The organism is Pantoea sp. X-Soil-YNGN-775 (assembly GCF_059730575.1).
On record NZ_AP035945.1, the window covers coordinates 2,031,416 to 2,044,971 of the forward strand.

The window sequence follows — 13,556 nt, forward strand, 5'->3', positions numbered from 1 at the left end:
CAGGCTTAACCTTGCAATAACTTCACTAAAAGGTAACCGCTGTAGAGCGAATCTTTGATCAGCGCCGCGCCGCCCAGCGTTCCCGGCTCACTAAACGCAGTGGGTGCCAGCTGTATACCGGCACTGTAGGCCGGCAGCGACTGTTGCAGAATGGTGTTGCTGACCGCCGGAAACAGCACATCTGCCGCGGCATTGAGCGGTGAACCGATAAGAATATGTTGCGGATTAAAGATATTCACCATCATCGCCAGAATCCGCCCGACGTGATGACCCACGCTGGCAATGGTGTCGCGTGCCAGGCGATCGCCGGACTGCGCCGCGGCACAGAGCGAGGCCAGCGTCAGCGGCTGATGGTGCAGCAGGCTGTCAGGCTGGGTCGGCAGTCGCTGCGCAGCCAGCGCCAGCAGGCTACCGATACTGGCCACCGTCTCGAGGCAGCCGTGATTGCCGCAATAACACTGCTGGCCGTAGGGATCGATCTGAGTATGGCCGATTTCCACCAGCGCCCGGCCGCGTTTATGCAGCAGTTGCCCACCGCTGATCACCCCAGCTCCGACCGTTTCATCAATTACAATCTGAATCACATCTTCTGCGCCACGTGAGGCACCAAACAGCGATTCGGCCAGTGTCCAGGCGGAAATATCGTGCTGTACAAACACCGGTACGCCGGTTCGGGCCGCCAGCGCGTCGCCGAGCGGCATGTCGCGCACCTGATATCCCGGCAGCCGGTGTACTACGCCAGAGGCGGCATTAATCAGTCCTGGCAGGGTCACGGCGATGGCGGTCAGGCGTTCCAGCCGCTGCTGATGACGAATAAAGAAGGCGTCAACCTGGTCGATCAGCGCGGTTAGCAGCGGCTGAGCCGATTCATCCGGCAGCGGCAGGCTATCCTCCACCAGTTCCCGGCTGCTGAGGTCGCGCAGGGTAAAGGTCATGGCACCACGGTGCAGGCGAATCGCCAGATAGTGCCAGGCGTCGGTGTCGAGTATCAGGCCAATGGCCGGACGGCCGCGGCTGCCTGGCTCCTGAAACTCCGTCTCCTGCACCAGATGGGCATCCAGCATTTCACGGACGATTTTGGTGATGCTGGCGGGCGCGAGCTGGGCGCGTCGGGAAAGTTCGATACGCGAAATAGGACCGAATTGATCAATTAATCGATATACGACGCCTGCATTGGTTTGCTTAATTTGGTCAATATGGCCAGGTTGACTGTCCAGATTCACAACCCTGCTCCCGGTTATTTTCGCGCTTCTAAATAAACATGCGCCATGGTGAGGCAGATCAGGCAGCAGCGTCAAATATTTGATTAGAAATGTGATTTATCGCACACATTGTCGTCGGGACCGGCCAGACTTACGCCTTTTTTTGCTGCAGTAAAGTCATCATATGGCGCATCTGCTCATTTATTTCGCGCTCTGCGGACCAGACTAACCACAGCTCTGAAATAGCATCACTTTCTGCCAGCGGCAGCCAGATAACATCAGCCAGCTGCGCCCGGCGAAAAGAGGCGGGCAAGATGGATACGCCGAGCCCGGTCGCTACCAGACCGAGAATGGTCATCGCCTCACCCACTTCCTGAGTGATGTAGGGCTTAATCTGATAACGGTGGAGCAGCGCCAGAATGTCGCTGTAGAGTGCGGTCCCGACCTGCGGATCGAAAAAGACAAACGGCTCCGCCGCCAGCGCGCTGACCGAAATTCTCTCTGCCGAGGCCAGCGGATGCGCCCAGTGCACCACCGCATACAGCGGTTCGCTCAGCAGCAGCTGGTGACGCAAATCCGCTGGCAGTGGCGTATTGCGCATCACGCCAAGATCGAGCCGTCCGTCATGCAGCGGGGCCAGCTGCTGGCGGGTGTTGATCTCCTGCATCTGGATATGCACCTGTGGCCAGCGCTGGCGAAACTGGTACAGCGCATCGGACACCACGGCAGTAAACGGCGCTGAGGAGGTAAAGCCGATGCGCAGCTCTCCTTGTTCTCCGCGATGCAGCCGCGCCGCCCGGTCAGCCGCCTGTTCCACCTGCAACAGAATGGCACGCGCATCCTGCAGTAACTGCTGACCGGCAGCCGTCAGCTGCACGCTGCGGTTGGTGCGATTAAACAGCCGGGCATCGGTTGCCGTTTCCAGCTGAATGATCTGCTGACTGAGCGGCGGCTGAGAAATATTCAGCCGCAGCGCCGCCCGGCCGAAATGCAATTCCTCGGCGACCGCAATGAAATAACGCAGATGGCGCAGCTCGATATTCATATCTTTAACGTCTTATTTGAGATTATTAATATATTAGACATCATAATCAGCCTTTTCTAAGCTGACGACAGGTTTTTTAACACTAAGGAAAGATTGTGGGTCGCACTACTCAGGCAGGAACCGTTGCGGATGACGTGGGATGCAGATCGCCAGAATCGCTGGCTGCATCGGGCTGGATTACCCGTGGAACGCCGCAGTTTATGCGCGTCACGCTGGCCCTGTTTTCAGCCGGTCTCGCCACCTTTGCCCTGCTCTACTGTGTCCAGCCAATATTGCCGGTGCTGTCGCAGCAGTTTGGCGTATCACCCGCCGCCAGCAGCCTGTCGCTCTCAATTTCTACCGGGCTGATGGCGCTGGGCCTGTTGGTGACCGGCCCGCTGTCTGATGCGGTCGGGCGCAAATCTGTGATGGTTACCGCGCTGATGCTGGCCGCCATCTGTACCCTGATCTCCGCTACTATGACCAGCTGGCACGGCATTCTGATCATGCGCGCATTGATGGGCCTGGCGCTGAGCGGGGTCGCCGCAGTCGGCATGACCTGGCTGAGTGAAGAGATGGACCCGCGGGTGGTGGCGTTCTCAATGGGGCTGTACATCAGCGGTAATTCCATCGGCGGCATGAGTGGCCGCCTGCTGAGCGGCGTGCTGACCGACTTCTTTTCATGGCGGGTGGCGATTGCGGTTATCGGCTGCTTTTCTCTGGCTTCGGCGGTGATGTTCTGGAAAATCCTGCCGGCGTCGCGCCATTTCCGCGCCACCTCGCTGCGTCCCCGCAACCTGCTGATTAATTTTCGTCTGCACTGGCGCGATGAAGGGCTGCCGTGGCTGTTTGCAGAAGGCTTTCTGCTGATGGGGGCCTTTGTCACGCTGTTTAACTACATCGGCTACCGTTTGCTGGCTGCGCCCTGGCATCTCAGTCAGGCGGTGGTCGGTCTGCTGTCGGTGGTCTATCTCACCGGTTCATGGAGTTCGCCGAAAGCGGGCGCGTTAACCAGCCGGCTGGGACGCGGGCCGGTGATGTTCGGTGCCACCGCGATTATGCTGGCTGGCCTGTTGTTCACCGCCTTTAATTCACTGTGGCTGATTTTGCCCGGCATGATGCTGTTCACCGCTGGCTTTTTTGCCGCCCATGCGGTGGCCAGCAGCTGGATTGGCCTGCGGGCCCGTCGCGCCCGCGGTCAGGCTTCTTCACTCTATCTGTTCAGCTATTACGTCGGGTCAAGCGTCGCCGGGACGCTGGGCGGGGTGTTCTGGCATAACTACGGCTGGATCGGTATCACGCTGTTTATCAGCGCCCTGCTGCTGCTGGCTCTGCTGGTGGCCTGGCGGCTGCAGTGTAAAAAGCTCTGACCCCCTGCCTGTCCCTGAACAGCAGGCCCGGCCACTGTGCCGGGCCTTTTTTATCGCCGCCGGTGAGACAACTTTCAGGTCCAGCCGCAACATATGGTATTTTTCCCGCTATAATCGGTCTGATTGTGACATCTGCACCCTTCTGTCGCCTGACACAGCAAAAAGGATCGCCTGTGGCTCTCTACTATTACGTGAACAAACAATCAGGTTACAACCATAACCATGTGGTACATGCGGCGGGCTGTCCCTTTCTGCCCGCGCCAGCCGAACGGCTGTTTCTCGGCAGTTTTTACCACGTCAATGCGGCTATCCTGCAGGCGAAAAAGTATTATTCTGGCGCAATGGGCTGTGAAACCTGCTGCTCACTCATTAGCCACACCGGGGACGACCCGCAGCCGGCTGTGGCCCTGAAACATACTTTTACCTCACGTTAGCCTGACCGCGATTGAGCAAGGCTTCCGCTGCGCTAATTTGTTAAGATTTTCCGCTATTTTCGGTTATGTTAGAACGCCTGATTCTTATTAACGGGTTTTACCATGCGGGAAAAGTTTGCGGGTTCACAGATCGCCCTTCACTGGCTGACTTTTTTACTGGTGGCGACCGCCTATGCCACTATTGAACTGCGTGGTTTTGCTCAGCGCGGTTCGTGGCAGGGTTATGCGATGATCATCACCCATTTCAGCGCAGGCGCGTCGGTACTGGTGTTGATGATTGCCCGCCTGGTGCTGCGCACCCGTCATCGTTCGCCGCCGATTGTTCCTGCCGCGCCGCGCTGGCAAACCGGGCTGGCACATCTGACTCATACCCTGATCTATGCGCTGTTTATTACCCTGCCGATACTGGGTCTGACATCACGCTATCTGAAAGGCCGTGAATGGTGGCTGTTTGGTATCAGCATGCCGGTGGCGGCGGAACCCAATTTCGATCTGGCGGATATGCTGATTGACTGGCATGAGACGCTGGCTCCGCTTGGCTACTGGTTAATCGGCCTGCACGCGGCGGCGGCGCTGTTTCATCATTATCTGCTGAAAGACAACACCCTGCTGCGGATGATGCCGGCGCGGCGGCGCGGTCAATAACCTCAGGCTATCGCCCTGGCGCAGGGCGATAAAAAATATTCAGGATTAAAAACGGTTTATAAGGTTCCCCTTCCCGGTTTATTCACTACAATAGTCACTAATTTGTGACGCAGGTCACTTTCGCTGGATGTTTCTGCCACATCCGATTTCGCTGCTCTGACTGATTTGACTCCTCATGCAATCAACAACTGTTTCACGTAAAACGGCCTGGCTTCGCGTGGTGTTGCTGGCTATTGCCGCGTTTGTTTTCAACACCACCGAATTTGTGCCGGTGGGTCTGCTATCGGATATCGCCGCTGATTTCTCGATGCAGACCGCGGATGTCGGCATCATGCTCACCATCTATGCCTGGGTGGTGGCGCTGCTCTCGCTGCCGCTGATGCTGCTGACCCGCAATATTGAACGACGTATGCTGCTCGGCGTGCTGTTCCTGATCTTTATCATCAGCCATGTGCTGTCAACCGTGGCGTGGGACTTCCGTTCGCTGATCGTCTCGCGTATTGGTATCGCGCTGTCGCACGCGGTGTTCTGGTCGATCACCGCATCGCTGGCGATCCGCGTCGCCCCGGCGGGCAAAAAAACCCAGGCGCTGAGCATGCTGGCAACCGGTACGGCGCTTGCGATGGTGCTGGGCGTGCCGATTGGCCGCGTGGTGGGTCAGTATCTCGGCTGGCGTACCACCTTTGGTGCGATTGGCCTCTCGGCGCTGGTGCTGATGATTATGCTGGTGCGCATTCTGCCGCGTCTGCCGAGTGAACACACCGGTTCACTGAGCAGCGTACCGATGCTGTTCCGTCGCCCGGCGTTAGTCAGTATGTATCTGCTGGTGACGCTGGTGGTGACCGCGCACTACACCGCTTACAGCTACATCGAACCCTTTATGCAGGCGGTGGCGCATTCGGGTGAGAACTTCACCACCCTGCTGCTGCTGCTGTTCGGATCGGCCGGCATTATCGGCAGCATCCTGTTCAGTTCGCTGGGCAATAAATTCCCGTCGGGTCTGCTGATCGCCGCCATTGCGCTGATTACACTCTGCATGGGACTGCTGATTTTTGCTGCGGTCCGTCCTGCTGCCATCTCCACCCTGTGTGTCATCTGGGGCATGGCGATGATGATGATTGGCCTCGGTATGCAGGTGCGGGTGCTGTCACTGGCACCTGATGCCACAGACGTTGCGATGTCGCTGATGTCGGGTATTTACAATATCGGGATTGGCGCGGGCGCGCTGCTGGGTAATCAGGTCAGTCTGCATTTGCAGATGGCCGATGTGGGCAATGTCGGTGGGATGATCGGTCTGGTCGCGCTGTTATGGTGTGTCTATATCTTCCGTCGCTACCCGCAGTTACGCAGTAACGGCTAGAAAAAAGGCTTCATATAAGCGGTTATCTGAAGCCTGTTTCATCTTACTTATAAATGACTGCGGTGCCATGCAGGTTGTTGTTGCCAGAGGTCGAAGTGATGCGGAAAGACTTTGCACCGACATCGCTGGCCCGGTCTGACAGTTGCTGTTCCAGCGAGGTCAGGTTGGTGCTGCCCGTCGCGCTGATCACGCCAATTTTTTGCTGGTCGAGCGGCGATTGAGTGACCTGCTGAGCCGCCACGCTGGCAAAGGAGAGGCCGCCGAGTAGCGCAGCCACCACCATCATACTGATACTTTTCATAACGAACCCCTTCTCAACATTTAATTACTGATAAATCACGGCGGTGCCGTGCAATTTGTTCTGACCACTGGTTGAGGTGATACGGAAGGATTTGGCACCCGCTTCATCCGCTTTGGCATTTAACTGCGCTTCAAGGGAGTTGAGGTTGCTGCCGCCCTGGACAGAAATGGTGCCGACCGGCTGCTGATTGATTGGGTCGCTGCTGACCTGATCTGCGGCGAATGCACCAAAGGTCAGGGTAGAAAGTGCCAGCGCGGCCAGACTCAGTTTGATGTTTTTCATAGGTTGCTCTCTCAATATTCGGTAGTGGGAAAATGTGTGTCGCTATTTAATTAACGATCATTAATTAAATGATAGGCCCGATTGTGGTCTGCCGTCAATATTTATTTAATGAGCGTTATTTTATTCGCGAAGTGGCGTGATTATGGGCTTCAGCCCCCTTTTTCACTTAACCTTAGGGGCGATTTCCGCGCATCGTCGCACAAAATGGCAACAGCCCTGAACGCGGAATGCACCAGCCCTTGCACAATTTATTAATGATCGGTAATTTAATGGGGTGTTTCACAACCCGTGAGGATATATGAGCCAGGTTCAGGATTGCGATGTGAAGAAGTGCCGCGGTCGGCCAAAAGTTTTCGACCGTGAAGCTGCGCTCGATAAAGCGCTGACCCTGTTCTGGACCCACGGTTATGAGGGAACCTCGTTGGCCGATCTGGTGGCGGCAACCGGGGCGAAAGCGCCCACGCTCTACGCCGAATTTGTCAATAAAGAGGGATTGTTCCGGGCCGCGATGGAGCGCTACGTGGAGAAATTCAGCGCCTGGCGTGACGCGGCGCTCGGCAATGATGCGTTGCCGGTCGACCAGGCGATTGAAGGTTACTTCCGCGCAACCGCCGCCTGCTTTACCGACGGCGATTCGCCCGGCGGCTGTTTCTTTATCTGCACCTCCACCACCCTGTCAGCGGCCTCTGCCGAGATCGCCAGCATGTTGCAGCAGCAGCATCAGTCACAGGAGAGTACGCTTAACGACTTTCTGCTGTGCCGCCAGCAGCGTGGTGAACTGAGCGAATCGGTGAATATCGCGGCGCTGGCGCGCTATCTGGGCTGTATGCTGCAAGGCATGTCGGTGCGGGCGCGTGAAGGTGTGCAGCGGGACGATCTCGACAGCATCATTGATACGCTGATGGCGATGTGGCCGACGCTGACCGGACTCTGTCAGCACAAGCCGTAGATACAGCTAAAGCGTAAATAAAATCAGGGCGGCGATTGCCGCCCTTGTTGCCTTTCAGGCCAACCTCATTCGAGGAAGAAAACCGGCTTTAACGGCTGACTGACCGGACTGTTGTCCTGATTTGAGGGCATCAGATCTTTCATTGATGCCCACCAGCGCTGACACACTTCAGTGCGGGCCACCGCCTCCCAGCGCGCTTCCGACTCAATTTCAACGCTGGCAAACAGCAGATTACGCTCCACGTCCAGCCAGATGGCATAGTTGTGTGCGCCGTGCGCCTTCAGCGTTGCTGCCAGCTCCGGCCAGATCGGCGAGTGGCGTCGCTGATATTCGGCGTGGCAGTCCGCATTCACCTGCATCACAAAGGCTCTACGAAGCATTGGCAGGCCCCACATCCAGCGCAGCCTGCCACGGATGAACCCCAAAGCGCTCACCCAGCGCCACCAGCTGTTCGGTAGTGATACTCTGGCGGATGCCGCCCATTGACAGCACCTTGACCATCACTTCAGAGGATTTTTCTGCGGTATCGATCAGGCCAAAGGTTTCATCCAGGGTCGGCCCGCTGCCAAAGATACCGTGGAACGGCCACATCACCAGGCTATGCGACTGCATCTGCTCCGCCGTGGCAGCGCCGATACCGTCAGTGCCGGGCACCATCCACGGCAGAATGCCGACCCCATCCGGGAACACCACCAGACATTCGGTGCTGCCTTCCCACAGTAAGCGGGTAAAGCGCGCTGAATCCAGCTCGACCACATAACTTAACGCCATAAAATTAGTGGCGTGGCAGTGCATGATCACCCGGTCAACGCCGTTGCTGACCGCTTTGCGCACCCCGTGTGACTGGAAATGTGAAGCGAGTTCAGAGGTGGGCAGGCCCCCATTCGACAGCCCCCAGTGAATTTTGAATGACAGTCCTTTGTCATCAACCTGCAGCAGCGCCAGGCAATCGGCAGGATCGAGTTGCACGTTGCGGAAGAACTTGCCCGATCCGGTCACCAGGAACCAGCAGTTTGCCAGCGCAGGCGCCGGCTGGGTTAGTTCAATGCAGCGTGGCTCCGGATAGAAATCGGCGGCAAAAGGTTTCACCTCCTCCTCCAGCAGACGCAGGCTGACGTTGCCGCCGTTACGCTCATCCCAGCCCTTCAGCCACATATCACTGGTGGCTTTAACCATTCCCTTTACAAACCAGGAAGAAAGAATGCTTTGCATATGAATTCCTTAACGTTGGCTCAAGATGTGTTGTTCGTAGTGACGGACATCGCTCAACCAGCTGGCATCGGCTGGCACGTCGTGGCGCAGGCACCAGGCTTCCCAGATCGCCTGCCACGGCAGAGATTTCTGCTCTTCCAGCAGCGCCAGTCGCGCGGTGTAATCGCCGGCCACTTCGGCCTGCCGCAGGCGATCAATCGGTTCCAGCAGGGCGCGCAGCAGCGCTTTTTTGGCGTTGCGGGTGCCGATGACCCAGGCCGCAATGCGGTTGATCGAGGCATCAAAGAAGTCGAGCCCGATGTGCACTTTGTCAAACAGCTGATGGCGAACAATCTCACTGGCGATCGCCTGGGTTTCATCATCGAGCAGCACCACGTGATCGCTGTCCCAGCGCACCGGCCGGCTGACGTGCAGTAACAGACGCGGCACATAGAGCATGGCGGCGGAGATTTTGTCGGAGATCACTTCAGTCGGATGGAAGTGGCCGGCATCCAGCGTTAGCGCGGTCTGACGGCTGGCCGCGTAACCGAGGAAAAACTCGTTGGAGCCAACGGTGTAGCTTTCAGCGCCAATGCCAAACAGCTTGCTCTCCACCGCATCGATGTGATGTTGCGGATTCAGTTTTTCGGCGATGATTTCATCCAGCGCGCTCATCAGTCTCTGGCGCGGTGCCAGCCGATCGACGGTGATATCTTTCATGCCGTCGGGCACCCAGATATTCATCACCGACGGGGTGCCCAGCTGCTCACCAAACGAGGCGGAAACCCGGCGGCTGGCTTTGCAGTGATCGATCCAGAACTGACGAATAGTTTTATCAGCATGTGACAGGGTAAAACCGTCGGCGCTCAGCGGATGCGAAAAGCAGCTGGGATTGAAGTCGAGTCCCAGCTGGTGCTCTTTGGCCCAGCTGACCCAGTTGGCGAAGTGTTGCGGCTCAATCTCATCACGCGCCACCGGTTTGTCACTTTCCAGATAGATGGCGTGCAGGTTGAGGCGTTTCGCGCCGGGGATCAGCGACATCGCTTTGTCGATATCGTTACGCAACTCATCGGCATTACGGGCGCGTCCCGGATAGTTGCCGGTTGCCTGAATTCCGCCGGTTAATGCGCCCTGCGGGTTTTCGAAGCCCCGCACATCATCGCCCTGCCAGCAGTGCATTGAGACCGGAATCGCATCCAGCTGACGGATGGCCTGTTCAACATCCACCCCAATCTCGGCATAACGTTGTTTAGCCAGTTCAAAAGCCTGTTCTATCTGCTTAGTCATAAGCGAGTTCCTTAGCGGGTTGGCTCAGCGCCGTGAAGCGTGCCTGGCTGGCAGCAAAGACGCTGGTGGTTTGCGGTTCAAAGGTTTTGAGCGGGAAGTTGTTGATCACGCAGCAGCGGAAATCGGCCACATCGGTCAGTTCGCCGAGCGCGATCAGCTGACATCCCACGTTGCCGAGGGTTGAGGCTTCAACCGGCCCGGCCAGCACCGGTATCTGACAGGCGTCGGCGCACAGTTGATTGAGAAAGTGGTTCTGGCTGCCGCCGCCGACCACATGCAGCTGGCGGAAAGGTTTACCGCGCAGCTGCGCCAGTTCGGCGATCACTTCACGGTAGAGCAGCGCCAGGCTGTCAAAAATGCAGCGTGCCAGCGCGGCGGCGGATTGCGGCACCGGCATGCCCTGCTCTGCACAGGCGTTCTGGATTTCATTGACCATGCTGTCCGGATTGATAAAGCGCGCATCGTTCGGACTGATCAGCGACACACAGGCCGGTTGCCGTTCGGTTTCGGCGATCAGCTGGCTGAGATCGTCAAGATGGAGCTCATCGCAGACGCGCTGCAGTAACCATAATCCCATGATGTTTTTCAGCACGCGGTAGCCTTCAGCGCCGCCTTCATTGGTGATGTTAGCGCGCAGCGCCGCCTCCGACGCGTAAGGCTGCAGGCTTTCAAAGCCCATTAATGACCAGGTGCCGGAACTGAGATAGGCGGCATCCTCCTGCATCAGCGGGGTCGCCACTACCGCGCTGGCGGTGTCGTGGGTGGCGACGGCAATCACCGGAATTGCCGCGCCGTGGGCGTTATGCCAGTGGCCGACCGTATTGCCAGGCGCGCGAGGCTGGCCGAACCAGGCCACATCGACTCCGGCCCAGCCCAGCAGCTCGCGATCCCATTCGCCGCTGTCGATATTCAGCATCTGCGTGGTGGTGGCGTTGGTGTATTCCCAGTTGAGATTGCCGGTGAGGCGATAGTGCAGATAGTCCGGGATCATCAGCGCATGCGCGACGCGGGCCTGCCAGTCGGGCTGCTGCTGATGCAGTGCGCGCATTTGATACAGCGTATTAAACGGCAGGAACTGAATGCCGGTGCGGGCATAGATCGCGCTGTGGCTGAGGTCGCGCTGCGCCTGCTCCATCAGGCCGTGGGTGCGGGCATCACGGTAGCTGACGGCTTGCCCGACCTGCTCGCCGTGCGCATCCAGCAGCACCATATCCACCCCCCAGGTATCAATCCCGATGCTGTCCGCCACCACGCCTTCTGCATCCAGCTGCGCCAGCCCGGCTCGGATTTCCTGCTCCAGCAGCGCCAGATCCCAGCAGTCATAACCGGCACGCCGCTGACGGGTATTTGCGAAACGCCGGACCTGCCGCAGACTGAGGTGGCGCTGTACGGCATCCCAGTGTGCGAGCATTACCCGTCCGCTGGATGCGCCGAGATCGATAGCAACAATATTTCGCGTGGTCATGGCAGCATTTTTTCCTGTGATTTGATGGTCACAGAGTAGAAATCTTGCCGGGCGGCTACCTTCCCGACAGTGCCAGCGGGCCCCCTGCGCTGGCAGACTTGCAAAGAACTTCGTGAGAGAGATCACAGAGACGGCAGCCAGGGGGATGTGACTCCTGCCGCAAATTTATTAACTGCTGAGGATTTCTTGAATAATCAGCAGGATTCCTGCTGAGATAAGCGGAAAATTCAAGGTAAGGTAGCCACGTCCTGTTTAGACTCCGTTACAGATTTGTTAACAGTAGCGAGAGGCGATGATGACCATTTTGCACAGTGCGGATTTCTTTCCTGAAGGCGATTACGCGATAGCCATTGAACCGCGTGTGCCGCAGCAGGCCTTCCCGGAACATCATCATGATTTTCATGAAATTGTGCTGGTTGAGCACGGGTCGGGCATTCACGTGTTTAACGGTCAGCCGCAAACGCTGTGCGCCGGCTGCGTCTGTTTTGTCCGCGACCACGACCGTCACCTGTATGAGCAGACCGAGAATCTCTGCCTGACTAATGTGCTGTACCGCAGTCCCGGCGCTTTTCGTTTTCTTTCCGGACTGCAGGCGCTGCTGCCCGGTGACCAGGATGGACAGTATGCTTCGCACTGGCGCATTAATCATAAAGTGATGAGCCAGGCGCTGAGCGTGGCAAGTCAGATGCGGCAGGATGATGCCTGGTCGCTGGAGAAGCAGGCGCGCCAGGAGCAGCTATTTTTACAACTGCTGGTGCTGTTACGTGAGGCGTGCCGTGATGAGCAGAGTCAGGATCAGGAAGCGCGACTGCATCGCTTGCTTGACTGGCTGAACGACCATTACAGCGATGAGATCGTCTGGGATCAGCTGGCCGATCGTTTCTCCCTGTCGCTGCGCACGCTGCATCGGCAGATGAAGCAGCAAACCGGCAGCACACCGCAGCGTTATCTGAACCGGCTGCGGTTGTTGCAGGCGCGGCATTTACTGCGTCACAGTGATATACGCATTACGGATATCGCCTTTCAGTGTGGATTCGGTGACAGCAACCACTTCTCCACCCTGTTCAGGCGCGAATTTGGCTGCGCGCCGCGCGCGGAGCGCCAGCAGATGGGGTAAAGGAGCACAGTATGACGTTGATACTCAGCCGGGATGATTATTTTCCTGCCACCAGTTTACCGGTGGCGGTAGCCGAACGGATGCCCCAACCCTCTTTCCCGCCGCACCGACACGAATTCAGCGAAATCGTGATTGTCTGGCGCGGCAACGGCCTGCACGTCCTCAACGATCGCCCGTGGCTGATTACCTGCGGCGACGTTTTTTATATCCGCGACAGTGACTGCCACAGCTATGACAGCGTCAACGATCTGGTGCTGGACAATATCCTCTACTGCCGTGATCGCTTTGGCCTCGGGCTTGACTGGAATCAGCTGTTGCCGCCGCAAGGCGCCGATGCGCCTGGCTGCTGGCGTCTGACCACGCGCGGCATGGCGCTGGCCCGCGGGGTGATTAGTCAGCTGGAGCGTGAAAGCCGCAAAAGCGATCCGCTGTCGGTGCAGCTATCAGAAGCGCTGTTTTTACAGCTGGCGCTGATCCTGCGCCGTCATGGCTATGCCGCCGATCGCCCGTGGGCATTGCCGGAAGGTGAACAGTTAGATTTGCTGATGTCGGCATTACAGGGCGCGATTGCCCGTCCGTTCGATCTGGCCGAATTTTGCCAGCATAATCAGCTAAATGAACGGGCACTCAGGCAGCTGTTTCGTCAGCAGACCGGCATGACGATTGGGCATTATCTGCGTCAGCTGCAGCTTTGCCAGGCGAAGTATTTGCTGCGCACCCAGGATTGTCTGATTGGTGAAGTGGCCGCCCGCTGCGGCTTTGATGACAGTAACTATTTTTCGGTGGTGTTTACCCGTGATACCGGCCTGACCCCCAGCGCCTGGCGTCAGCGTTTTATCTCATCCGGGCAGACGCTGAAAAACACCGACACCGAATCGCAATAATGCGAGCCTGGGATGCAGGCTCGCATTGTGCAGTTTTCCGCTGAA

General features: G+C 57.6%; 15 protein-coding genes. 7 read left to right on the top strand and 8 right to left on the bottom strand.

The window, feature by feature from the left end; translation table 11 throughout:
* Positions 1-5: 5 nt before the first annotated feature.
* Both mlc and AC6I8I_RS09600 read right to left on the bottom strand, forming a co-directional pair.
* Positions 6-1,223 (bottom strand): sugar metabolism global transcriptional regulator Mlc, encoded by a 1,218-nt coding sequence (gene mlc / locus AC6I8I_RS09595; protein ID WP_312054588.1) that lies wholly within the window; start codon positions 1,221-1,223, stop codon positions 6-8.
* A 130-nt stretch (positions 1,224-1,353) separates the two neighbouring features.
* Complete coding sequence (locus AC6I8I_RS09600; protein ID WP_312054586.1) at positions 1,354-2,247, bottom strand: LysR family transcriptional regulator; 894 nt, start codon at positions 2,245-2,247, stop codon at positions 1,354-1,356.
* 95 nt (positions 2,248-2,342) lie between these two features.
* Between AC6I8I_RS09600 and ynfM the strand changes: the two genes are divergently transcribed.
* The 4 genes from ynfM (at position 2,343) to AC6I8I_RS09620 (ending at position 6,035) form a co-directional block, all read left to right on the top strand.
* Positions 2,343-3,596 carry a multidrug efflux MFS transporter YnfM/SxtP(Kp) gene (ynfM, locus tag AC6I8I_RS09605; protein WP_409519739.1) on the top strand — a complete coding sequence of 418 codons (1,254 nt, stop codon included), beginning with the start codon at positions 2,343-2,345 and terminating at the stop codon, positions 3,594-3,596.
* A 173-nt stretch (positions 3,597-3,769) separates the two neighbouring features.
* Positions 3,770-4,030: a hypothetical protein gene (locus tag AC6I8I_RS09610; RefSeq protein WP_497820072.1), complete on the top strand. Its 261-nt coding sequence runs from the start codon at positions 3,770-3,772 to the stop codon at positions 4,028-4,030.
* Between the two features lie 102 nt (positions 4,031-4,132).
* Entirely contained in the window at positions 4,133-4,675 is a 543-nt protein-coding gene (gene cybB / locus AC6I8I_RS09615) for a cytochrome b561 (RefSeq protein WP_312054584.1), read from the top strand.
* Positions 4,676-4,850: 175 nt separating this feature from the next.
* Positions 4,851-6,035, top strand: coding sequence for a sugar transporter (locus AC6I8I_RS09620; RefSeq protein ID WP_312054582.1), 1,185 nt, complete (start codon positions 4,851-4,853; stop codon positions 6,033-6,035).
* Positions 6,036-6,078: 43 nt separating this feature from the next.
* Here the strand turns inward: AC6I8I_RS09620 and bhsA (AC6I8I_RS09625) are convergent, their stop codons facing one another.
* Positions 6,079-6,336, bottom strand: a complete 258-nt coding sequence (bhsA, locus tag AC6I8I_RS09625) for a multiple stress resistance protein BhsA (protein WP_312757008.1) — start codon at positions 6,334-6,336, stop codon at positions 6,079-6,081.
* A 24-nt stretch (positions 6,337-6,360) separates the two neighbouring features.
* A complete protein-coding gene (bhsA, locus tag AC6I8I_RS09630) occupies positions 6,361-6,618 on the bottom strand; it encodes a multiple stress resistance protein BhsA (RefSeq protein WP_312054578.1) in 258 nt (85 codons plus the stop codon).
* Positions 6,619-6,916: 298 nt separating this feature from the next.
* On the opposite strand from bhsA (AC6I8I_RS09630), the gene AC6I8I_RS09635 reads away from it, so the two are divergent.
* Positions 6,917-7,567, top strand: a complete 651-nt coding sequence (locus AC6I8I_RS09635) for a TetR/AcrR family transcriptional regulator (protein WP_312054576.1) — start codon at positions 6,917-6,919, stop codon at positions 7,565-7,567.
* A gap of 65 nt (positions 7,568-7,632) precedes the next feature.
* Here the strand turns inward: AC6I8I_RS09635 and rhaM are convergent, their stop codons facing one another.
* Genes rhaM through rhaB form a run of 4 tightly spaced genes read right to left on the bottom strand, consistent with a single transcriptional unit; the run spans position 7,633 to position 11,510 of the window.
* Complete coding sequence (gene rhaM, locus AC6I8I_RS09640) at positions 7,633-7,947, bottom strand: L-rhamnose mutarotase (protein WP_312054574.1); 315 nt, start codon at positions 7,945-7,947, stop codon at positions 7,633-7,635.
* Entirely contained in the window at positions 7,937-8,779 is an 843-nt protein-coding gene (gene rhaD, locus AC6I8I_RS09645) for a rhamnulose-1-phosphate aldolase (RefSeq protein WP_312054572.1), read from the bottom strand. The genes rhaM and rhaD overlap by 11 nt, the downstream gene beginning before the upstream one ends.
* A 9-nt stretch (positions 8,780-8,788) precedes the next feature.
* A complete protein-coding gene (locus tag AC6I8I_RS09650; protein ID WP_312054571.1) occupies positions 8,789-10,045 on the bottom strand; it encodes an L-rhamnose isomerase in 1,257 nt (418 codons plus the stop codon).
* Positions 10,038-11,510 carry a rhamnulokinase gene (gene rhaB, locus AC6I8I_RS09655; RefSeq protein ID WP_312054569.1) on the bottom strand — a complete coding sequence of 491 codons (1,473 nt, stop codon included), beginning with the start codon at positions 11,508-11,510 and terminating at the stop codon, positions 10,038-10,040. Before rhaB ends, AC6I8I_RS09650 begins: the two co-directional genes overlap by 8 nt.
* A gap of 295 nt (positions 11,511-11,805) precedes the next feature.
* Between rhaB and rhaS the strand changes: the two genes are divergently transcribed.
* Positions 11,806-12,627 carry an HTH-type transcriptional activator RhaS gene (gene rhaS / locus AC6I8I_RS09660; RefSeq protein ID WP_312757345.1) on the top strand — a complete coding sequence of 274 codons (822 nt, stop codon included), beginning with the start codon at positions 11,806-11,808 and terminating at the stop codon, positions 12,625-12,627.
* An 11-nt stretch (positions 12,628-12,638) separates the two neighbouring features.
* Entirely contained in the window at positions 12,639-13,511 is an 873-nt protein-coding gene (gene rhaR / locus AC6I8I_RS09665) for an HTH-type transcriptional activator RhaR (RefSeq protein ID WP_312054568.1), read from the top strand.
* The last annotated feature ends 45 nt before the right edge of the window (positions 13,512-13,556 follow it).